The sequence below is a fragment of the Janthinobacterium sp. RA13 genome (genome assembly GCF_000745325.1).
Taxonomy (GTDB): domain Bacteria; phylum Pseudomonadota; class Gammaproteobacteria; order Burkholderiales; family Burkholderiaceae_D; genus Janthinobacterium; species Janthinobacterium rivuli.
The window spans coordinates 93,998-116,005 of sequence record NZ_JQNP01000001.1 but is presented as its reverse complement, the minus strand read 5'-3'; the positions used below and the strand labels follow the sequence as shown (position 1 = coordinate 116,005).

Here is a 22,008-nt window from a genome sequence, read left to right as displayed (position 1 = left end):
CTAACTGCGCTGCAGCGACGAACGTCATAATATCGATTGCCCCCCCTTTGGTCAAGGGCGTGGGGCAATTTTTTTGGATATTTAAGCTTTTTCCAGCTCGAACGCCTTATGCAGCGCGCGCACGGCCAGTTCCATGTACTTTTCATCGATCAGCACGGAGATCTTGATCTCGGAAGTGGAGATCATCATGATGTTGATGCCCTCTTCCGACAGGGTGCGGAACATTTGCGAGGCGACGCCAACGTGGCTACGCATGCCCACGCCGACGACGGACAGTTTCGACACTTTCGCGTCGCCCGTGATGCTGGCCGCGCCCAGCGATTCGCGGTTCGCTTCCAGCACGGCCAAGGCGCGCGTGTACTCGCCGCGCGAGACCGTGAAGGTGAAGTCCGTTTTACCGTCGACCGACTGATTCTGTATGATCATGTCGACCTCGATGTTCGCATCCGCCACCGGTCCCAGGATGTGGTACGCCACGCCTGGACGGTCGGGCACGCCGAGCACGGTGATTTTGGCTTCATCGCGGTTGAAGGCGATGCCGGAGATGACTGCTTGTTCCATGTTTGTATCTTCCTCAAACGAAATCAGGGTGCCTGAATTGGCTTCTATTTCCAGCGGCAACATCGGGTCGGTCAGCGACGACAGCACGCGCGTGGGCACGCGGTAGTTGCCGGCAAATTCCACCGAACGCGTTTGCAGCACTTTGGAACCCAGCGAAGCCAGTTCCAGCATTTCTTCAAAGGTGATGGTCTTCAGGCGGCGCGCCTCGGAGACCACGCGCGGGTCGGTCGTGTAGACGCCGTCGACGTCCGTGAAGATCAGGCATTCGGCCGCCTTCATGGCGGCGGCGATCGCCACTGCCGAGGTGTCCGAACCGCCGCGGCCCAGGGTCGCGATGTTGTCGTGTTCGTCAACGCCCTGGAAACCGGTAATGATGACAATCTTGCCCGCATCGAGGTCGCGTTTGACTTTTTCGTCATCGATCGACTGGATGCGTGCCTTGGTAAAGGCGGAATCGGTCTTGATCGCGACTTGCCAGCCAGCATAGGATACGGCTTGTTTGCCGATCGCCAGCAGTGCCATCGACAATAGGCCGACGGACACTTGTTCGCCTGTCGAGGCGATCATGTCAAGTTCACGGGGATCGGGTTGATCCATGATTTCCTTGGCCAGTCCAATCAGGCGGTTCGTTTCGCCCGACATGGCGGATGGCACCACCACGATTTGATGCCCAGCGTCGTGCCACTTGGCAACGCGCTTGGCGACATTCTTGATACGGTCAGTCGAGCCCATCGACGTACCGCCATATTTGTGGACGATTAAAGCCATAAGAGTGAAGTTTCCGCTCAAGAAGAATAAAAAAGGAGGGCTTTACTCTACATGCCGCAATGCAAAATAACAAGCTAAAAAGCGCATTAGCTCATACCGATTGCGCATATGGAAATAACCAATCCATGCAGTCCAGCTGGCTTGGGCAGCCGCTTGGCGGCCACCCCGGGAGTGGCCGTGGCGGCTGGCCCTACGCTCAGCAGGAGACCCAGCGCAAGGCGACGCGGGGACGGTCCAGCAGACTCAGGCAATGGCAATCGAGGCCGATACCGGCCGCGAACAGCAATTGTTGCGCCGCACAGACAAGGGGCAGGCGTGCGCGCTCCCAAGCGGGCACGTCAAACGCCTGGTAGTGGTATTTCAAGCTCTTGGTGGGGCGGTTCAAGGCCAGTTTCAGGCGCTCGCCACCCTGGCGGAAGTCTATCGTCAAGGTTTGAGATTGCAGCCAGGCAATATCGATACCTTGCCCGCCCTCTTCCACCGCATCGAAATGCAGCACGCCGCCATACGCGGGAAAGGCCAGGCTGGCCTCGCCTAGCCAGCTAAATTGCTGGCTGGCCTTTTCCAGGCCGGGAATGCCCGCGTCGCTTTTGTCGCGCATGCCGGCCAGGTCATTCAGCTTCGGCGTCAGATACAAACGGTCGCGGTGGCGCCGCACGTGGCATTCGGGATGCGTGACCAGCAATTGCGCATCGGGCCGCGCTTCCAGCAACTGCGCCAGCATTTCCGCCAGCCACGCCGTCGACGGCATGCGCAAGCCGCGCGTGCCGAACCAGTGGCGCAGCAGGTTGTAGCAGCGGTCCGCGCTCAACTCGCGCAATTTCGCCAGCTCGATGCAGTCGCCATCGAGGCACGCCGCCAGATCCTGCGTCGCCAGTTCCGTCAGCAGGCGCTGCGCCGATTGCGCATGCTGGGCGCTGCGGGCAAAGCGTTCCTGGAAACCGGGAAACGCCTGCGCCAGCACGGGCATGACCTGATGCCGCAATGCATTGCGGGCAAAACGGGGATCGTCGTTCGATTCATCGTGGATGTGCGCGATCGCATGTTTTTCCACGTAGCTTTCCAGCTGTTTGCGCGACACGGGCAGCAAGGGGCGCGCCATCACCAGATCCGGGTTGCCCAGCAGCTCGGGCGCGCTGTTGGCGCCATCCATGCCCGACAAGCCCGCCGTGCCGGAGCCGCGCAGCAATTGCAGCAGCACCGTTTCGGCCTGGTCGTCCTGGTGGTGGGCGGTCAGGAGCAGGCGCACGCCGTGCGCGGCGCACAGCTCGCCCAGGGCCGCGTAACGGCGCTTGCGGGCCGCCTCTTCCGTGCCCGTCTTCGCATTCTTTTCCAGGGTGACACGGCGTGCCTCGAAGGCAATGCCCATGCCTTCGCACAATTGTTCACAGTGGGCCAGCCAGGCATCCGCATTCGGGCTCAGGCCGTGATGCACGTGGAAGGCGTGCAAGGCCACGCCATGCTCTTGCGCCCAGGCATGCGCCAGGTGCAGCAGGGCCGAGGAATCGAGGCCGCCGCTAAGGGCGATGCCGACCGTCTCGCCGGCTTGGGGTGCGCAGGCGTCCAGCGCATGGGCAAAGATATCGGCGACGGTGGCGGTTTGTTGCTTTTTCAATCAGGACTCCGGGAATGCAAAGAGGGACAGGCTGCTAAACGGATGATGTCGTTTAGCGGACTGTCCCTGGTGTCGTTTTAACCCAAGACCTTGAAAAGCCGGGGTCAGACCCTGAGGGTCTGACCCCAGACTCTGCCGTTGGGTTTAAATATTACTCGCTCGGCGTCGTTTCCTTGAACTTGCCGTAGCTCAGCAGTTTTTCATGGCGCGCGGCCAGCAAGTCCTTGGTTTTCATGCCGTGGAACTGGCGCAGGGTGTCGGCCAAGGCGCGTTTGAGCAAGGTCGCCATCTGTTTCGGATCGCGGTGGGCGCCGCCCAGCGGTTCGTTGATGATCTTGTCGATCAGGCCCATGGCTTTCAGGCGGTGCGCCGTCAAGCCCAACGCTTCGGCTGCGTCGGAGGCGCGCTCGGCGCTCTTCCACAGGATCGAGGCGCAGCCTTCCGGCGAGATCACGGCATAGGTCGAGTATTGCAGCATCAGCACGGCGTCGCCCACGGCAATGGCCAGTGCGCCGCCGGAACCGCCTTCACCGATGATGGTGGCGATCAGCGGTACTTTCAGTTCGGCCATCACGTACAGGTTGTGGCCGATGGCTTCCGACTGGCCGCGCTCTTCCGCGTCGATGCCGGGGAAGGCGCCTGGCGTGTCAACGAAAGTAAAGATCGGCAGGTTGAACTTTTCAGCCACCTTCATCAGGCGCATGGCCTTGCGGTAGCCTTCCGGCTTCGGCATGCCGAAATTGCGCATGGCGCGCTCTTTCGTGTCGCGGCCCTTCTGGTGGCCGATGACCATGCACGGCTGGCCATTGAAGCGGGCCAGGCCGCCCACGACGGACAGATCGTCCGCGTAGCTGCGGTCGCCATGCAATTCGTGGAAATCGGTAAAGATTTCATTCACGTAATCCATGGTGTAGGGGCGCTGCGGGTGGCGCGCGATCTGCGCCACTTGCCAAGGGGTCAGCTTGGCGTAGATATCTTTGGTCAGCTGCTGGCTCTTCTTGGCCAGGCGGTCGATCTCTTCCGAGATGTCGACGGCCGAATCGTCTTGCACGAAGCGCAACTCTTCGATCTTGGAATCGAGTTCCGCGATCGGCTGTTCAAAATTGAGGAAAGTCGTTTTAGTCATTGTACCTCCAGGTTTTACCGGCCACGGCGCCAGGGCGCGCGGCGTCATCTATGTTTATTTTACCGTACCGGCTGGTGCGCCGGGGGCTGCATCGGGTGCGGCAGGGGCGGCTGCAGGGTCGAGACTGCGCCACAAATACCACGTCGCCACGGTGCGCCACGGTTCCCAATTGGCGGAAACTTCGCGCGCATCGCTGCGGGAAACTGGTTCGCCGGAGAAGTAATTGACGCTGATGCCCTGGATCAAACCGGGGTCGTCGAGCGGCAAGACATTCGGCCGGAGCAGATTAAATATCAAAAACATCTCGGCTGTCCAGCGGCCGATGCCGCGGATCTGCACCAGTTCGGCGATGACGGCTTCGTCATCCATCTGGTCCCACTGGCTCGCGTGCACGCGTTTGGCCTTGAAATGGTCAGCCAGGTCGAGGATGTATTCGGTCTTGCGTTTGGACAAACCACAGGCGGACAGCTGCTCGGCGCCCGCCTTCAGCACTTGCGAGGGCGTGCATTTCGGGCAAGCCAGCAGCAGCTTTTTCCAGGCGGCATCTGCCGCCTTGGGCGTGATCTGCTGCCCCACCAGCGAACGGGCCAGGGTGGTAAACGGGTCGCTATGGCCGACCAGGTGCAGGTCGCCAAATTGCGGGATGAGCTTTTTCATGATGCGGTCGCGCTTCATCAGCTCGATCTTCGCCTCTTCCCAGTAGTGCGGCACCTGGATCACTTGCGCCAAGTCCGTCACCTTGGGGGCTTCCCCGTTTTCCCTGGACGTAGGCATCATGCGCGGCGCCAGTTGGTCGAGCCGTCAGGCTTGTCTTCAAGAATGATGCCCGCCGCCAGCAGTTCGGCGCGAATCTTGTCGGACTGCGCAAAATCGCGCGCCTTTTTCGCCGCGCTGCGCGCCGCGATGGCCGCTTCGATGCCTGCAGCCTCGTCCTGGCCGCCGGCGGCGGCGCCGACGGTTGCTTGCAGGAATTGCTGCGGCGTGCGTTCCAGCAAGCCGAACACGCCCGCCAGGCCCTTCAATTGACGCGCCAGGGCCGGCGACTTGCTCTTGTTCACTTCCGTTGCCAGGTCGAACAGGGCGGCCACGGCCAGGGGCGTGTTGAAATCGTCGTCCATCGCTTCGCGCACGCGCAGGGCATGGGCTTCGCTCCAGTCGATGGCGCTCTCTTCCACCGCCACGTCGGCCAGCGCCGTGTACAAGCGGGTCAGCGACAGGCGCGCGTCATCGAGGTGCACGTCCGAGTAATTCAGGGGGCTGCGGTAGTGCGCGCGCAAGATGAAGAAGCGGATCACTTCGGCATCGAATTTTTGCAGCACTTCGCGGATGGTGAAGAAGTTGCCGAGCGACTTGGACATTTTTTCATTGTCCAGGCGCACGAAACCGTTATGTATCCAGTAATTGACGCTGGTATGGCCGAACGCACCTTCGGACTGGGCGATCTCGTTTTCGTGGTGCGGGAATTGCAAGTCCGCGCCGCCGCCATGGATGTCGAACTGTTCACCAAGCAAGGCGCAGGACATGGCCGAGCACTCGATATGCCAGCCCGGGCGGCCGCGGCCCCACTTCGAATCCCATTTGACTTCTTCCGGTTCCGATTCTTTCGACGACTTCCACAGCACGAAGTCGAGCGGATCGCGCTTGCCCGTGTTCACGTCGACTCTTTCGCCCGCGCGCAGGTCGTCGAGCGACTTGCCCGACAGCTTGCCGTAGTGGGGGAAATTGCGCACGGCATAGTTCACATCGCCATCCGCGCCCTGGTAAGCCAGGTCCTTCGCTTCCAGCTGCTCGATCAGGCGCAGCATCTGCGGCACGTATTCGGTGGCGCGCGGCGTGTGATCGGGCGTCAAGATGCCCAGCGCGGCCGTGTCTTCATCCATGTACTGGGTGAAACGCGTCGTCAGCTGGGAAATCGTCTCGCCGTTTTCCACGGCGCGGCGGATGATCTTGTCGTCGATGTCCGTAATGTTGCGCACATAGGTGACGTCGAAACCGGACGCCTTCAGCCAGCGGTAGATGACGTCGAACGCCATCATCATGCGCGCATGGCCGATATGGCAATAGTCGTAGATGGTCATGCCGCACACGTACATGCGTACCTTGCCCGCTTCCATCGGGACGAATACCTGCTTTTCGCGAGCCAGGGTGTTGTAAATCTTTAGATTGCTCATCGTGCTTTGCAAGTGGAGCGGCCGCCAGCCTGGCAAAACGACAGACAGGCGCGGACACCGGGGGTGCCGCGCCACTGAACTGCCGTGTGCGCCGAAGACTGGTCGACCCGCTATATTGTTGTTCTTGTTTGTTAGAATTAGGGCGTTAGCGGTCAAGTATAACATTGATAAAAACCATACTGGCCCGATATGAATCAGGTTTTTACGATGTTCAACCGAAACTCATTTCTTTAGCACGACAGCAAGTTTAAAGAAAAATAACGATCAAGGACGCCTTCATGCAAGAAATCAAATCGAAACGCCTGTCTTTCCTGGCCCGCTTTTGTACCGTGTTTGCCGGCCTGACCCTGGGCAGCGCCGTCGTGGCAGCCGCTCCGGCGACCGCCCTCGACCCGACGCCGCACGTGGCCCTGAAAACCAGCATGGGCGAGATCGTGCTGGAACTGGACCAGGAAAAAGCGCCGAAAAGCGTGGCCAACTTCCTGCAGTACGTCAACAGCGGTTACTACAAGGGCACGGTGTTTCACCGCGTCATCGACGGCTTCATGATACAGGGCGGCGGCTTCGACAAGAACATGAAGCAGAAAGCCACCAAGGCGCCGATCAAGAATGAAGCGCAAAACGGCTTGCAGAATGTCACTTACAGCATCGCCATGGCGCGCACGGGCGACCCGCATTCGGCCACTGCGCAATTCTTTATCAACGTCAACGACAATGGCGCGCTCGACTATCCTGGCCGCGACGGCTTCGGCTACACGGTGTTCGGCAAAGTCGTCAGTGGCATGGACGTGGTCGACAAGATCAAGGCCGTGCCCGTGGCCGACAAGGGTCCGCACCAGAACGTGCCGGTCACCCCTGTGGTGATCGAATCGGCGACTTTACTCAAGACAGCGCCCGCAAAACTGTAAAATAGCGTTTTTGCGGCCCCGAACGACACGGGCCGTTGAATCATTTATCATCCAATTTATTAAGGATCATCATGACCTCCGTCATCATCACCACCAATCTGGGCAAGATCACCGCTGAACTGGACGCCGAGAAAGCGCCGAAAACGGTTGCCAACTTCCTGGCCTACATGCAAGCCGGTCACTATGACAACACGATTTTCCACCGCGTCATCGACGGCTTCATGATCCAGGGCGGCGGTTTCGAGCCAGGCATGAAACAAAAGCCAGCCGACACCACCGTGGAAAACGAAGCCAAGAACGGCCTGAAAAACGACACGTACACGCTGGCCATGGCCCGCACGTCGGATCCGCATTCGGCATCGGCCCAGTTCTTCATCAACATCAAGAACAACAGCTTCCTCGACTACCCAGGCCAGGACGGCTGGGGCTATGCCGTGTTCGGTAAAGTCACCGAAGGCAAGGAAGTCGTCGACGCCATCCGCGCCGTGAAAACCTCGCGCGCCGGCATGTTCGCCGATGTGCCAGTGACGGATGTGATCATCGAGAAGGTAGAAGCCGCGTAATCAGGCTTCAGCATCATGAAAAACAGGCATTGCAGCGTTTGCGCTTTTCCATGCACATCACTTTTTGGGAGCGTTGAACGATGACAATGCCTGCCGCACTCTTTATTTCCGACCTGCATCTGCAGAGCTCGCACCCGCGCACCAGCGCGGCGTTTCTTTCTTTCCTCGAACACCATGCGCAATATGCGCAAGCGCTGTATCTATTAGGCGACCTGTTCGAGTACTGGGCCGGCGACGATGACCTGGAAGACCCGTTCAATGCGCGCATGACGGCCGCCATCCGCGCCGTCAGCGATGCGGGCGTGCACGTCTACTGGATCGCCGGCAACCGCGATTTTCTCGTCGGCTCCGGCTTTGCGGCCGCCGCCGGCGCTACCCTGCTCAGCGAACCGCATGTGGCCACGCTTGCCGGCCGGCGCGTCGTCTTGCTGCATGGCGACGCCGAATGCACGAAAGACGTACAATACATGGAGTTTCGCGCCATGGTGCGCCAGCCCGCCTGGCAAAAACAGTTCCTGTCCATGCCGCTGGCGCAGCGCAAGGCCATCATCGACGGTTTGCGCCAAAGCAGCCGCGAGCACAATGGCGAAAAGTCCATGGACATCATGGATGTCACGCCCGATTCTGTCGCGCAAGTATTTGCCGAACATGCGAGCACTGTCATGATCCACGGCCACACGCACCGCCCCGCCCTGCACCAGGTCGGCCATACTCTGCGCTACGTCTTGCCCGACTGGGAATGCGATGTGACACCGCCGCAACAGCCGCGCGGCGGCTGGATCGCCATCGATACGCGCGGCAACATCACGCGCCACGACCTGAACGGCGACATCATCGACTAGCTCTGCGCCGACGGCGGCACGGGCGTTTGTCCGATAGCCGCGCCCGCCTGGCCCTGCTGTAATGGCGCCATGCACCCTGTTTACATCGGCACGGCCGGCTGGAGTATTTCCAGCGCCGCCGCCAGCCACTTCCCCCTCGATGGCAGCCATCTGCAGCGCTATGCCCAGGTGCTCAGCTGCGTGGAAATCAACAGTTCCTTCTACCGTTCGCACCAGAGCGCCACCTATGCGCGCTGGGCCGCCAGCGTACCCGACCACTTCCGCTTCAGCGTGAAATTGCCGCGCAGCATCACGCACGAACGGCGCTTGCGCGACTGTGCAGCCGAACTCGATCGTTTTGCGGGAGAAGTGATGCAACTGGGGAATAAACTGGGCTGCGTGCTGGTGCAGATGCCGCCCAGCCTGCGATTCGAAGCGGACGTGGCCTTTGACTTCCTGACTGCGCTACGGCAACGCTTCGACGGCATGCTCGCGTGCGAGGCGCGCCACCCCAGCTGGTTCGAGGCAGGCGCCACCGAGCTATTGAGGATGCAGCGCATCACCCGCGTGCGCGCCGATCCGCCAGCCGGGCAGCCGGGGCCGCACGTGCCGACGACCAGCGTGGCCTACCTGCGCCTGCACGGCAGCCCGAGAATATACTACTCGGACTACCCTGCCGAGTACCTGGCGACGCTGGCCGTCGAATTGCGAACTCAGATGCACCCGGACAGCTGGTGCATCTTCGACAATACGGCGGCCGGGGCCGCCCTGTTCAATGCGCTGGACTTGCAGGCGCGGCTGTCGGACTCATTAGCCGCGCCTGCGCATCGTTCCATTTAAGGCACCGGCATCTGGACGATGGCGCGGGCGGTATAGCCATACAAGGTACCGTTGCCAAAAGCCAGAACCTCCACGATGGGATTGCCCCATGCCAGTTGCGGTGAGGAAATGACCCCGGCCGTATCGATCTTGCGTACGCCATCCTGGCCGCTCAGGTACAGGTTGTCGGCCTTGTCGACGGCCAGACTGGGCATGCCGGCAAAGGACAGGCTGCCCACGCCAGGCCCACCATCGGCATTTTTAGTCGAGTACAAGGTGCCGGCAAACACCGTCACGGTGCCGGAACGATCCGCCTTGAAAATCACCTGATGATAAAAGTCATCAAAATACAAATCACCTTTGCTGTTAAACACCATGCTGTAAGGCAAAACATCTTGCAAGCCGAGATCGCTATCGCCGAAGGAGCGCGTGAGCGTTTCAAAGGACACAAACAAGGAAAATACGCCACCAGGCGGGCGCCGATAAATCCCCCCGCTCAAAGCCTCCGTCCAGGTGACATAGCCATCCTTGTCCACCGCCAGAATATACTGCTGAAGGCCAAAACCGCCTGCCGGCAATGGCTCGACGGTGGACATGATCCCGTCAGCATTGATCTTGCGCAAATTAAAGGAAGGGGAATTCAGCGCCTTGTCCGCCACATACACGGCGCCATCCGCACCACAAGCGATCGCCACGGGGCCGGCCATGGTCGCGCTGAGCCGCGCCCCATCGTCGATGCCGGCGCGGCCGGCAATCCCCGCATAGACATCCAGCTTGCCGTTCGGCGCCAGCCGGCGCAGCACTTTGCTGGCCGCATCGAGCAGATAGACATTCCCGGCTGGGTCGCTGCACATGTCCGAGGCCCTGACATTGCCCACGCGGGCGGCGGCGCCCACGCCGTCCGCCGGCCCCATACTGCTCAGCATGAGAGGAATAGTCGCGATCCCGTTGCCGGCATCCACCCTGCTCAAGCGCAGCAGGCTGGCATCGAAGACCAGCATGTTGCCTGCATCCCCGATCGATATCTGGGTCAGGCTTTTCCAGTCGAGATATTTTCCTCCCGCGTCAGGCACCAAGCGCCCCACCACCGTCGTCACCTCGCCAGCGGGCGTCATGCGGCGGATGGCATCGCGGTCGGCCAGTAACAAATTGCCGCTACGCTCAAACACCATGCCGCGCACGCCCCTGAAGCTGGCATTGACGCCCTTGCCGTCATAGCCGGTCGTCATCGCATTTCCGGCAACCAGGGAGGCCACGCCATTATTATCAAGGCGATATATCTTGCTGCCGTTAGTGTTGCTCAAGTAAATGACACCGTTGGCATCGACTGCCATCTGGCCCACTCGTCCTGCGCGCGGCAGGCCATTCGGCTCGGCCAACATGACAATGTAGGAACTGACTACGCCAGCTGGCGTCACACGGCGAACCTGGAGCTGTCCATCGTCGACGAGCAGCAAGTCACCGTTCGGATCCATGACCATGCTGGCGATCACGCCAAACCGGGCTTGCGTCCCCGGCCCATCGGCATGCACAGGCACGCCATCCGGCTCTGCCGGTGTCGCACTGCAATTGGCACGGCGCTTGCCGGCCAGTGTACTGACCACGCCAGCCGGCGTAATTTTCCTTATCTGACCATTGCAGGTGTCGGCCACATACAGGTTCCCCTTGCCGTCGATCACCAGCGGTGCACGGCCCCCCATGTAAAAAGTCGCGCTGGCGGCAGGCCCATCAACGGCGCCAGCCTTGCCTGGCATACCGGCATAGATACTCAGGCTGCCGTCAGGGGCCAGCTTGTGAATCACCTGCGTGGAAGCATCGGCGAAGTAATAATTGCCCGCGCCATCCTGCGCCATGCCATCGACACGCTGGATCCGCTCCTGCACGCCGGCCAGCAGAGTCGGCAGGCAACGCACGGCAAGGCTGCTGACGTCCGCGCTGCCCATGGTGGCCGCGCCTTGCGCGATGCTGCAAGCGAGGCCTGCGGAAGCGCTGTCAACCTTGCCTTCATAACTGGCGCCCGCCGCCAGCTTGCCGGCAAAGCTGAAGGGGCCGTTGGCCGTGACGGTCACTTTATCCGTGCCGTTCGCCAGCACGACACTGGCGCCAGGCAGCAGGCCGCTGACCGTGCCGCCCAGCAAATAGCGCGACGTCTCGACCGGCGCCACGGGTGTCGGTGGCGGCGTGGACGTGCCGCCACCGGAACCTCCGCCACAGGCGCTCAGCAGCGCCAACAGGACGACGCCGCCACCGGCACGCCTGAACAGTTTTTGTACTTCCCCAAAGCAATTTATCATTTCTGCTTTCATGGTTGCGGCGACATGCACGCCAAAAGTTATCAAGTAAGATTTTCAAACACGCAATATTATAGTTTCCTTGTGGATAGAAAAACATGAATATGTTGACATTTTGATTTTCACTGTTATAGTTAACTACAACACCAACTCAATACATCACGGAGCTTCGATGCCTACAGCATTTTTCATGCGCCGCACCGCCCCGCCCTTGTCGGAGCGCATCCCATGAGCGCGGAATGGAATGACAATAGCCCCATCTACCGCCAGCTCAAGGCCAGAGTGGTGGGCATGATGCTCGATGGCGTGCTGCAATCCGGCGACGCCTTGCCTTCGGTGCGCCAGGTGGCGGCCGATTATCAATTGAATCCCATCACGGTCTCGCGCGCCTACCAGGAACTGGTCGACGATGCCCTGGTGGAAAAACGCAGAGGACTCGGCATGTATGTACTGGAAGGCGCCCGCGACAAATTGCTGGCCAGTGAACGCGAACGCTTCCTGCGCGAAGAATGGCCAGCCTTGCTGGAACACATCACGCGCCTGGGCCTCGACCTCGATCAACTGCTGCAAGCGAGCCGCGACGCCGGCGCACACGGAGAGAACGCATGAATGCATTGAACAAGGACAGCGTCATCAGCGCGCGCGGCCTGCGCAAGCAGTATGGCAAGCAGGTGGCCATCAATGGCATCAGCTTCGATATCGCGCCGGGGCGCATCGTCGGCTTGATCGGGCCTAATGGTTCCGGCAAGACCACCACCCTGAAAGCCATCCTGGGCCTGACGGGCTTCGAGGGCGACTTGTCGGTGCTGGGGCGCGATCCCCGCGTGCAGCGCGACGCGCTGATGGAAGACGTCTGCTTCATCGCCGACGTGGCGATTTTGCCGGGCTGGCTGCGCGTGGCCGACGCCATCGATTTCGTTGCCGGCGTGCATCCACGTTTCGACCGCAGCAAGGCCGAACGCTACCTGGCCCACACCAAGCTGTCGCCGAAGATGAAGGTCAAGGCCATGTCGAAAGGCATGGTGGTGCAGTTGCACCTGGCACTGGTGATGGCGATCGACGCCAAACTGCTGGTGCTCGACGAGCCGACCCTGGGCCTGGACATTCTTTACCGCAAGCAGTTCTACCAGAACTTGCTGGAAGACTATTTCGATGAAAACAAGACCATCGTCATCACCACGCACCAGATCGAGGAAGTGGAACACATCCTCAGCGACCTGATGTTCATTCGCGACGGCCAGATCGTGCTCGCGTCGAGCATGGAAGAAGTAGGCGAGCGCTACATCGAGGTGATGGTGGGTCCGCAGCACGTCAATCCGGCGCGCGCCCTGCAGCCGATCAGCGAACGCAGCGTGTTCGGCAAGTCGGTGATGCTGTTCGATGGGGTCGCCCGCACCCAGCTGGCGGCCCTCGGCGAAGTACGCACGCCCAGCCTGGCTGACCTGTTTGTCGCGACCATGAAAGGATCGTACCAATGAGTATTTCCCCTGTAAACAAGATGCAATGGCTGCTCCGGCGCGAGTTGTGGGAACACAAGGGCATGCTGGTGTGGACGCCGGCCCTGATCGGCGTCGTCATGACGGTGCTGGGCTCCCTGATGGCGATAGGCACCATCGCCAAGACCAAGATGCGCACGGCACTCATCGTCAACGGCGAGGAAATTTCCTGGAGTACCGTCTTCAATACGCGCTCCTTCGGTCCGCGCCGCACGGAAATCATCGACGCCGTCGCCAACAACTATACGTACGCGGCCGCGCCGCTGTTCCTGGCGCTGGGTTTCCTCGTGTTTTTCTATTGCCTGAGCGCCCTGCACGACGACCGCCGCGACCGCAGCGTGCTGTTCTGGAAGTCGCTGCCCATCTCGGATGCGCAGACGGTGCTGTCGAAAGCGGCCGTCGCCCTGCTGGTCGCGCCGCTGATCGTGACCGCCGCCGCCAGCCTGACGTCGCTGGCCCTGATCCTGATCCTCAGCGGCGTGCTGGCGGCCAACGGCATCCACGTGTTTGCCGAACTGCTGGCCACCCCGGGCCTGTACCTGGGACCGCTGCGCGTGTTCGGCTTGCTGCCCGTGTATTGCCTGTGGGCCTTGCCGACCGTCGGCTGGCTGCTGATGGTGTCGAGCTGGGCCAGGTCGAAAGTCTTCCTGTGGGCCGTCGGCGTGCCGCTGCTGCTGCTCATCCTGACAGTCTGGGCAGGCAAGCTGACGCAGACGGAAAGCGGCGTCGAGTGGATACAGATGAATGTCATCGGACGCGCCCTGCTGGGCACCCTCCCCGGCAGCTGGTATCTGTTCGAGCCGGAACTGCTGCCGCGCATGCACGCCCTGGCGGAAGGGAGTTCGCACATGACACGCATCGATGTGTTCAGCAATTCCTGGTCCAGCCTGGCCTTGCCTGCCGTCTGGCTGGGCGCGGCGGCAGGTGCGGCGCTGATTTACGCCGCCATCCGCCTGCGCCGCTGGCGCGAAGAAGGCTGACAGCGCACTGTCTCTTCCCCTAAAAACGCCCCGCCCGTCGGGGCGTTTTGCATTTTCCGCCCCATTCAAGTCAATGAAACAATAACTACTTTACTGATAGTTATTATGAAAAATCCTCTTCATTCAATACCGGCTATCCGATCGATAGCAATAAATCGATATGATAATTACAAATAATTATTTCTATCGTATTTTATTCCCAATCACATTTGATAATCACCACACAAAAAAGCAACAACTAGCAATTCGATAGCGATATGTTTTTTGAATAAAAGACGCAGAAACACTGGCGCATGTTGGCGAATTCAGCCGGAAAGCTCCATTTCGTGACAATTCGTGATGTTTTGGGAAAGCAAAGCTTGACAGAATAGAGTCATGAAAAATGATCAAAATGAAATTGAAAGTTTCAAAATTGAAACTATCATCAGAGTGGAAGCAGATAGGTATCGCCTGTAAATACCGCATTCCGCGAGTGAATGTCAGCCGGCAATCCAGTTGCAATAGAAACAAAATACAAAAAGATGACGCCATATGAAACAACTATAAAAATGGCATTTTTATAGTTTCTGAATAAATGTTCTGTTGTGCCAGCGTTTTTTTGCCAGTTATGTTTTACTTGCCATTATCGACATCGGTAACACCCAAGTTCGACCACGGCCCAAGCCTCGCCGGAGCAAGCAAGGAATCGAATCAGATTATTGATTTTTTATTATTTTAGAAAATTGAACGAGTACATAACCTTTTCCGGAGACTTCCAAATGGCCACCACCCAAAATCCAGCCCAAGTTCCCGTCAATGCCGAAGGCGCAGTCGCCAGGATCACGACGCCGGCAAAAAAAGCCGTCAATCCAAAAGACGGCGAGCGCAAGCAGTATGACGAAGACGAACTGATCAAAGGGGCCGATGCCAGCGCGACCATGCCGCCTGAAAATGTCGTGGAAGTCACGGGAAGCGCCGAGAGCGGCAATGCCGCCGCCCTGGGCACGGCCGCGGCGCTGGCTGCGGCAGCCGCCCTGGCAGCCGGCGGCAGTGGTGCGGCGGCCGGTCAGGCGGGCAACGGCGGCGCCGATTCCGGCACGCCGCAAAGCGACAACAACGGTGGCGCCGCTGGCGCCGGCGCCGGGGCGGCCGGCATCCCCAGCGGCAGTGTGGTCGATGTCGCCGGGGCTTCGGCTGGCGCGGGTGCAGGTGCCGGCGCTACAGGCGGGCTGGGCGGACTTGGCGTGCTGGGCGCGCTCGGCGGCCTTGGCCTGGTTGCCGCCGCGGCAGGCGGTGGCGGAGGCGGTGGCGCTGCGGCCGGCGGCTCCGGCACCGGTGGCACGGGCGGTACCGGTGGTGGCACCGGCGGTGGCACGGGCACCGGCGGCACTGGCGGCGGTACGGGCACTGGCGGCACCGGCGGTGGCACGGGGACAGGAGGTACAGGCGGTACCGGTGGCACGGGCGGCTCGACCGGCGGTGGCACCGGCAATCAATCCACCACCACCGTCGTCACCGACGCAGCCATACTGGCCGCCGCCGCGGCTGTCGCCGCCGCCAGCAATGCTTTGGCCGATGACGCCGCCGCCGCCGCGGCAGCGGCCACGGCAGCAGCTTCGCTGGCAGCGGCGAATGCCGCCATCCTGGCCGACCAACTGGCGGCGCAGGCCGCCGCTGCGGCGGCGGCAGCTTTGCTCGCCGCCAATACCGCCACCAGCGACGACACGCTGGCGGCCAGCACGGCGGCCGTCGTCCCCGGCGCGCAAGCGGCCGCTGGCGCCGCCACGGATGACGACAGCGCGGCCGCCGCCGCTGCCGCCACCGCCGCCATATCCCTTGCCGCCACCACCTCGGCCCAAAATGCCGATGCGGCCGCCGCCACGGCCGCCGCCAACGCCGCCGCCGCGCACGCCGCTGCCGATGCGGCGCAAACGCAAGCGGACCAGACCAACGCCCCGGCGCTGCAAGCCGTCGCCGATGCCGCCGACGTGGTCGCCGCCGCGGCCAACACCCAGGCAGCGCTGACCGATGCGGCAGCCCTTGGCGTCATCGCGGCCAACGATGCCGCCGCCGCTGCCGCCGCCACGGCGCTGGCCAATGCCACGGACGCCGCCGCGCTGGACCTGGCGGCAACGGCCGCCGCCAACGCCGCCGTCGCCGCAGGCATCCAGGCCAGCTTTACCGATGCCGACGCCCTGGCCCTCATCTCGGATGCGGATGCCGCCGCGTCTGCCGCCGCGACCGAACTGGCCGATGTGACCGATGCCGCCGCCCTGGCCGCCGCCGCCAGCGCCGCCGCCACGGCCGCCGCCGATGCGGCGACAGCGGCCAATGCCAGCGACGCCACGGCACTGGGCATCGCCGCCACCGCCGCCGCGAACGCAGCCACCGCCGCCGCCACCCAAGCGGGGCTGACCGACGCCGTCACCTTGAGCATGGCAGCCGATGCCGCCGCCGGCGTTGCCGCCCAGGACGCCACCATCGCCAACGCCACCGACGCCGTCGCCCTGCAAGCGGCAGCCAATGCCGCCGCGACAAACGCCGCCAATGCCCAGACACAAGCGAACATGACGGACGCGCCCACCCTGGGCCTGATCGCCGATGCCGCCACCCTGGCATCGGACGCCGCGCAACTCCAGGCCGGCCTGACGGATGCGGCCGCGCTGGCCCTGATTTCCGATGCCGATGCCGCCACGGCGGCCGCCGCCGCCCTGGCCGCCAGTAGCGATGCCGCCGCGCTCGACGCGGCCGCTGCCCTTGCCGCCACGGTGGCGGCGAATGCCGTCGTCACGGCCAGCCTGAGCGACGCGGCCGCCCTGCAAATCACGGCCGATGCAGCCGCCAGCACAGCCGCCAGCGCCGCCACGCAAGCGGCATTGACGGACGCGGCCGCCCTGCAAGTGATTTCCGACGCCGATGCCGCCGCCGCGCTGACGGCGCAAACGACGGCCAACCAGACGGATGCGGCCGCCCTGGCCGCTGCCGACGCAGCCGCCGCCAGCGATGCCGCGAATGCGCAAACAGTGGCTGACCAGACCGATGTCGTCGCCCTGCAGCAAGCGGCCGACCAGGCCGATGCCGATGCCGATGCGGCGAATGCGCAAGCCAGCCTGCTGGACGTCAATGTCGCGCTCAATGCCTTCAATCTCGCCAACCTCGCCGCCCTGGCCGCCAACGTCACGGCTGGCCAAACCAGCGTGCTCGACCTGACGGCCACCGTCAATAGCTTGCAGCTCGGCGCCGATAACGCCGATATCACTGCCGCCCTGTTCGATGCCACCATTCTTGCCGGCATCTCCACCGCCGATGCGCTGACGGCCACCGGCCTGCAAGCCATCGCCGCCGCGACCGATGCCGATGCACTCATCGCCACGGCGGCATCTGCCGTCTCGGCGGCGGAAATAGCCGCCGGGCTGGGCGGGGTCGACATCTCGGCCGTCAGCGCGGCTGCCGCGGCGCAGGCCACCGCCACTGCCGCAGCCGCCACTGCCGCATTGACCGATGCCGGCGCGCTGGGCCTCGTTTCCACCACCGACGCCGCCGCTGAACTTGCCGCCCAGACCGCCGTCAACACGCTGAGCGCTGCCAATACCTTGGCACAAGCGGCAGCCACGGCTGCGCAAAACACGGCCAACCTGACCGACGCCGTGGCCCTGGGCCTCGTCTCGACGGCCGCCGACGCGGCCGCGGGCCTGGCCTTGACGACGGCTGGCCAGACCGATGCCACCGCGCTGAGCCTCATCTCGAATGCCGATGCGCTGGTCGCCTCCTCGGCAGCCAGCCTGGCGGCGCTGACGGACGCCACGGCGCTGGGCCTGATCTCGACCGCCGATGCCACCGTGGCCGCCACCCTGCAGACAACGGCCAACCTGACGGATGCCGCCGCACTGGGCCTGCTCGCCACGGCCGCCGCAGCCGCCGCCAATACGGCGACGAATGTTGCCAACCTGACCGATGCGGTGGCCCTGGGCACGCTCTCGACCGCTGCCACCACGGCCGCCAATACGGCTGCCGCCACCGCCGCGCTGACCGACGCCACGGCCCTGGGCCTGGTCGCCACGGCCGACGCGGCTGCCGCTGCCGCCCTGCAAACGACGGCCAACCTGACCGACGCCGTGGCGCTGGGCCTCGTGTCGACGGCCGCCAACACGGCCGCCAGCACCGCTGCCGCCGTTGCCGGCCTGACCGACGCCGTGGCGCTGGGCACCGTCTCGACAGCCGCCACGGCCGCCGCCAACACGGCAGCGGCCACGGCCGCCCTGACCGATGCCGTCGCCCTGGGCCTGGTAGCGACCGTCGATGCGGCCGCCGCCACCGCGGCGCAAACGACGGCCAACCTGACGGACGCCGTCGCCCTGGGCCTGGCAGCGACAGTCAATGCCACCGCCTCCACGGCCGCCGCCGCCGTCGCCGGCCTCACCGACGCCGTCCTGCTGGGGACGGCCCACACGCTCAACGTCACGGCCGCCACCGTGGCGGCCACCAAGGCCGCCTTGACGGATGCCGCCGCCATGACCACCGTCGCCAACAACGATGCCGCGAATGCCGCTTCCCTGGCCGCTTATTCGCAGGCCCATCCTTTCGATGTGGCGGCAGCGCTGGCGGCCACCCTCGCCGCCACCACGGCATCCTTGTCGCTCGCCGCCGCGCAATCGGCGCAGGCCGATGACGCGGCTGCCGCCTCGACAGCAGCCACGGCGGCGGCATCCCTGACCGCCCTGAACAATGCGCTGGCGGCCGACAGTGCCGCCACCGCCGCTGCCACCCTGGCCCTGACCTCGCAAGCTGCGGCCACAGCAGCGGCGCTCGACGACACGCTCGCCGCCACCGCCGCCGGCGTGGCTGCCACCTCGCTGGCAGCGGCCCAGGCTGCGCAAGCGGCCGATGCCGCCGCCGCCGCGACAGCCGCGACGGCCGCCAATGCCCTGGCCGCCCTGAATGCGGCCCTGCAAGCGGATGCGAATGCGGCCGCCACGGCCGCTGCCGCCATCACGGCGAGTGCGGCCACCGCTGCCGCCGTCGCCGACGATCTGGCCGCTGCGACAGCCGCCACTGTCGCCAACGTCTCGCAAGCGGCCGCGCAAGCGGCGCAACTGGCCGACAATGCCGCCGCCAGCGCCGCCACCATCGCCGCCAACGCGCTCGCGTCCCTGAATGCAGCCCTGGCCGACGACGCGGCAGCCGCTGCGGCTGTGCTGAACTCCACCAATGCCACGGCCGCCGCGGTTGCCGCCGCCACCGCCGACACGGCCGCCGCGGCCGCCGCCGCCGTGGCAGCCATCTCGGCCGCCGCCACGCAGCATGCGCAGGCGGACGATATCGCCGCTGCCACCGCCGCCCTCACGGCGTCCATCTCGCTGGCAGCCACCCAGGCCGCACAGGCCGCCGATCTCGCCGTCGGCACGACCGCGGCAGCGGCAGCGAGCGCGCTGGCCGCATTGAACCAGGCCCTGAACGACGACAGCCTCGCCGCGGCGGCAGCCACGGCGGCGGCCAACGCGCAAACGGCACTGAATAACGCCACGACGGCACTCAACGCGGCGATATTGACGGCCAGCGCCTCGCTCGCGGCCGCCAATGCCGCCGCGGCCGACGACGCCACGGCGGCAAGCACGGCGGCGGCCGCCGCAGCGGCACAGCTCCTTGCCAATGCGGCCTTGCTGGCCGATACCGACCTGGCCTTGCTCGCCACGGCGGCCAACAACGCATTGAAGGCCGCCAGCCTGGCCCTGGCCGCCGACGATGCCGCCGACGATGCCGCGCACACGGCCGCGCTCTCGGCGGCCGCCACCCTGGCGGCGCAACTGGCCGATACGGCAGCCCTGAACGCCCATGCCGCACTCAACGCGGCCATCGCCAACCTGACCGCCGCCGTGACGGCCGATGTCAACGCCACGGATGCCGACAATGACAAGACGCTGAAACTGAACCTCCTGCTCGCCGCCCAAGGTGCGGCCGATGACGCGGCCCAGGCCAATGCCAATGCGGCTGCCGCCCATGCGGCGCTGGCGGCAGCCCAGGCCGACGACACGGCGGCCGCCACCGCTGCCGCCAATGCGGTTGCCGCGCATGCGGCGGCCGTCGCCGCGCAAAACGCCGATGCCGCCGCGGCAGCGGCAGCGGCGCAAGCGGCCACCTCGATGGCCAACACGCTCAATGCCCAGGCCGACGACGCCACGGCGGCAGCGGCCGCCACGGCCGCCGCCAATGCGCAACTGGCGCTGGACGCCGCCATCGCCGCCGACGCCAACGTCGCCGCCACCGCGGCCGCAGCCGCAGCCGCCCAGCTGGCGGCGCAAAACGCGCACGACGCCGATGTCGCGGCAGCGGCAGCGGCCGTTGCCGCCGCCATCACCCTGGCAGCCACGCAGGCGGCGCAGGCCGACGACGCGGCAGCCGCACTGGCAGCGGCCAACGCCGCCAACGCCCAGGCGGCGCACAACGCCGCCGTCGCCGACGACCAGGCCGCCGCGGATGCCGCCGCCACCGCAGCGCTGGCGCAAGCGGCTGCCACCGCAGCGGCAGCGGCCGATGCCGCCGCCACCGCCAGCGCCGCCGCAGCGGCGGCATCGCTGCTCGCCGCACAGGCGGCGCAGGCCGACGACACGGCCGCCAACCAGGCAGCGGCCAATGCCGCCGCCGCCGCCGCCGCGCATACGGCCGCCATCGCCGCCGATGCCCTGGCCGTCAGTACGGCAACCGCGGCAGCGAGCGCACTGGCTGCCGCCACGGCAGCGCAGAACGACGACGACGCTGCCGCGGCCGCAGCCGCCCAGGCAGCCTCCTCGCTGGCCGACACGCAGCAGGCACAGGCCGACGATGCGGCGGCGGCAGCCGCCACGGTCAATGCCAATACTGCGATCGCAGCGGCAGCGGCGGCCCATGCGGCCGATGCGGCCGCGCCGCTGGCGCAGGCGCAGGCCGCCGCCTCCCTGCTGGCCCTGCAAGCGGCGCAAGCCGACGATGCGGCCGCCGCCAGCGCGGCCGCTGCGGCGGCGCAAGCGCACGCCAATGCGAATGCCGCGCAGGCGGACGACGCGGCAGCGGCCCAGGCCAATGCCGACGCGCAGGCTGCCGACGTGGTCCTGGCACAAGCGAACGCCCTCGCCGCGCAGACCGACGCCAGCGCCCTGGCCGTGGTGTCGAATGCGGACGCCGCCGCTGCCGCCGCCGCGCAGGCGCTGGCCGACCAGACCGATGCCGTGGCACTCACCCAGGCTGCCGATGCGGCGGCGGCAGCGGCGCTGGCGGCGGCGCAGACGGCCGCCCTGACGGACGCCAATGCCCTGCACCTGGCAGCCGATGCGGCGGCCGCCGCCGCCGTGCAGGCGCAGGCGCAGGCAGACCTGACGGACGCCAGCTCGCTGACGGTGGCGGCGAATGCCGATGCCGCCGCGGCGGCGGCGGCGCAGGCGCAAGCGGACCTGACGGACGCGAGCCAGCTGTTCGTGCTGAGCCAGAATGCCCTGCACAACCCGCTGACGGTAGCCGACTTCAGCACCGGTCTGCCGGCCGCCGGCGGCGACGTGATCGACATGTCGGCCATCGCCGACCTGACGGCTGCCGTGGCCGTGGGCGTCAACCTGAGCACGGACTTTGGCAACGACAACCTGTTCATCTTCGACGGCACGTCCGTGTCGATCGGCGCGGCGGCCAGCGCTATCGCGGCCGACAGCAGCGTCTTGTCGGGCCAGGGCTACATCGTCATCGCCGATGCGCAAAACAGCGGCGCCGTGACGGTGTATCACTCGAGTGACCTGAGCAACGCCAACGCCATCGACACGGCGCTGGTGCTGCTGAGCGGGGTGAACATCACGCAACTGACGGCGGCCAACTTCGTCGTCTGAAGCCGGGCACCCACGCCAGGCGCCGCGCCTGGCACGGCGGCGGGAGCGCAACGCAACACGGCG

Annotated in this window: 14 protein-coding genes; 8 read left to right on the top strand and 6 right to left on the bottom strand. The window is 64.5% G+C overall.

Features of this window, described 5'->3' with window-relative positions; all coding sequences use genetic code 11:
* Positions 1-81 precede the first annotated feature (81 nt).
* The 5 genes from FG13_RS00490 to cysS form a co-directional block, all read right to left on the bottom strand.
* On the bottom strand, positions 82-1,329 hold the full coding sequence (locus FG13_RS00490; protein WP_035817435.1) for an aspartate kinase: 1,248 nt from the start codon (positions 1,327-1,329) through the stop codon (positions 82-84).
* Positions 1,330-1,525: 196 nt separating this feature from the next.
* A complete protein-coding gene (gene tilS / locus FG13_RS00485; protein WP_035817433.1) occupies positions 1,526-2,944 on the bottom strand; it encodes a tRNA lysidine(34) synthetase TilS in 1,419 nt (472 codons plus the stop codon).
* A gap of 151 nt (positions 2,945-3,095) precedes the next feature.
* Positions 3,096-4,070, bottom strand: coding sequence for an acetyl-CoA carboxylase carboxyltransferase subunit alpha (locus tag FG13_RS00480; protein ID WP_034756951.1), 975 nt, complete (start codon positions 4,068-4,070; stop codon positions 3,096-3,098).
* Between the two features lie 54 nt (positions 4,071-4,124).
* Positions 4,125-4,844: a DNA-3-methyladenine glycosylase family protein gene (locus tag FG13_RS00475; protein WP_051959529.1), complete on the bottom strand. Its 720-nt coding sequence runs from the start codon at positions 4,842-4,844 to the stop codon at positions 4,125-4,127.
* A complete protein-coding gene (cysS, locus tag FG13_RS00470) occupies positions 4,844-6,241 on the bottom strand; it encodes a cysteine--tRNA ligase (protein ID WP_035817431.1) in 1,398 nt (465 codons plus the stop codon). The genes FG13_RS00475 and cysS overlap by 1 nt, the downstream gene beginning before the upstream one ends.
* A gap of 278 nt (positions 6,242-6,519) precedes the next feature.
* On the opposite strand from cysS, the gene FG13_RS00465 reads away from it, so the two are divergent.
* The 4 genes from FG13_RS00465 (at position 6,520) to FG13_RS00450 (ending at position 9,373) form a co-directional block, all read left to right on the top strand.
* Positions 6,520-7,149, top strand: coding sequence for a peptidylprolyl isomerase (locus tag FG13_RS00465; protein ID WP_176390933.1), 630 nt, complete (start codon positions 6,520-6,522; stop codon positions 7,147-7,149).
* 71 nt (positions 7,150-7,220) lie between these two features.
* Positions 7,221-7,712: a peptidylprolyl isomerase gene (locus tag FG13_RS00460; protein WP_035817428.1), complete on the top strand. Its 492-nt coding sequence runs from the start codon at positions 7,221-7,223 to the stop codon at positions 7,710-7,712.
* A gap of 86 nt (positions 7,713-7,798) precedes the next feature.
* On the top strand, positions 7,799-8,554 hold the full coding sequence (locus FG13_RS00455; protein ID WP_081922345.1) for a UDP-2,3-diacylglucosamine diphosphatase: 756 nt from the start codon (positions 7,799-7,801) through the stop codon (positions 8,552-8,554).
* Between the two features lie 69 nt (positions 8,555-8,623).
* Complete coding sequence (locus FG13_RS00450; protein ID WP_035817422.1) at positions 8,624-9,373, top strand: DUF72 domain-containing protein; 750 nt, start codon at positions 8,624-8,626, stop codon at positions 9,371-9,373.
* Here the strand turns inward: FG13_RS00450 and FG13_RS00445 are convergent.
* Positions 9,370-11,646 (bottom strand): hypothetical protein, encoded by a 2,277-nt coding sequence (locus FG13_RS00445; RefSeq protein ID WP_035817419.1) that lies wholly within the window; start codon positions 11,644-11,646, stop codon positions 9,370-9,372. The genes FG13_RS00450 and FG13_RS00445 overlap by 4 nt on opposite strands.
* 225 nt (positions 11,647-11,871) lie before the next feature.
* Between FG13_RS00445 and FG13_RS00440 the strand changes: the two genes are divergently transcribed.
* From FG13_RS00440 to FG13_RS30330, 4 genes are all read left to right on the top strand, one after another.
* On the top strand, positions 11,872-12,252 hold the full coding sequence (locus FG13_RS00440; protein WP_034784016.1) for a GntR family transcriptional regulator: 381 nt from the start codon (positions 11,872-11,874) through the stop codon (positions 12,250-12,252).
* Positions 12,249-13,121 carry an ABC transporter ATP-binding protein gene (locus FG13_RS00435; RefSeq protein ID WP_035817414.1) on the top strand — a complete coding sequence of 291 codons (873 nt, stop codon included), beginning with the start codon at positions 12,249-12,251 and terminating at the stop codon, positions 13,119-13,121. Before FG13_RS00440 ends, FG13_RS00435 begins: the two co-directional genes overlap by 4 nt.
* On the top strand, positions 13,118-14,119 hold the full coding sequence (locus FG13_RS00430; RefSeq protein WP_035817410.1) for a hypothetical protein: 1,002 nt from the start codon (positions 13,118-13,120) through the stop codon (positions 14,117-14,119). Before FG13_RS00435 ends, FG13_RS00430 begins: the two co-directional genes overlap by 4 nt.
* A gap of 758 nt (positions 14,120-14,877) precedes the next feature.
* Entirely contained in the window at positions 14,878-21,945 is a 7,068-nt protein-coding gene (locus tag FG13_RS30330) for a hypothetical protein (RefSeq protein WP_051958261.1), read from the top strand.
* The last annotated feature ends 63 nt before the right edge of the window (positions 21,946-22,008 follow it).

Excerpts from the sequence above, each read along its gene's own strand:
- FG13_RS00490 (WP_035817435.1), bottom strand. The coding sequence starts at position 1,329 with ATGGCTTTAATCGTCCACAAATATGGCGGTACGTCGATGGGCTCGACT.
- FG13_RS00480 (WP_034756951.1), bottom strand. The coding sequence starts at position 4,070 with ATGACTAAAACGACTTTCCTCAATTTTGAACAGCCGATCGCGGAACTC.
- FG13_RS00475 (WP_051959529.1), bottom strand. The coding sequence starts at position 4,844 with ATGCCTACGTCCAGGGAAAACGGGGAAGCCCCCAAGGTGACGGACTTG.
- cysS (WP_035817431.1), bottom strand. The coding sequence starts at position 6,241 with ATGAGCAATCTAAAGATTTACAACACCCTGGCTCGCGAAAAGCAGGTA.
- FG13_RS00465 (WP_176390933.1), top strand. The coding sequence starts at position 6,520 with ATGCAAGAAATCAAATCGAAACGCCTGTCTTTCCTGGCCCGCTTTTGT.
- FG13_RS00460 (WP_035817428.1), top strand. The coding sequence starts at position 7,221 with ATGACCTCCGTCATCATCACCACCAATCTGGGCAAGATCACCGCTGAA.
- FG13_RS00455 (WP_081922345.1), top strand. The coding sequence starts at position 7,799 with ATGCCTGCCGCACTCTTTATTTCCGACCTGCATCTGCAGAGCTCGCAC.
- FG13_RS00450 (WP_035817422.1), top strand. The coding sequence starts at position 8,624 with ATGCACCCTGTTTACATCGGCACGGCCGGCTGGAGTATTTCCAGCGCC.
- FG13_RS00445 (WP_035817419.1), bottom strand. The coding sequence starts at position 11,646 with ATGATAAATTGCTTTGGGGAAGTACAAAAACTGTTCAGGCGTGCCGGT.
- FG13_RS00440 (WP_034784016.1), top strand. The coding sequence starts at position 11,872 with ATGAGCGCGGAATGGAATGACAATAGCCCCATCTACCGCCAGCTCAAG.
- FG13_RS00435 (WP_035817414.1), top strand. The coding sequence starts at position 12,249 with ATGAATGCATTGAACAAGGACAGCGTCATCAGCGCGCGCGGCCTGCGC.
- FG13_RS00430 (WP_035817410.1), top strand. The coding sequence starts at position 13,118 with ATGAGTATTTCCCCTGTAAACAAGATGCAATGGCTGCTCCGGCGCGAG.
- FG13_RS30330 (WP_051958261.1), top strand. The coding sequence starts at position 14,878 with ATGGCCACCACCCAAAATCCAGCCCAAGTTCCCGTCAATGCCGAAGGC.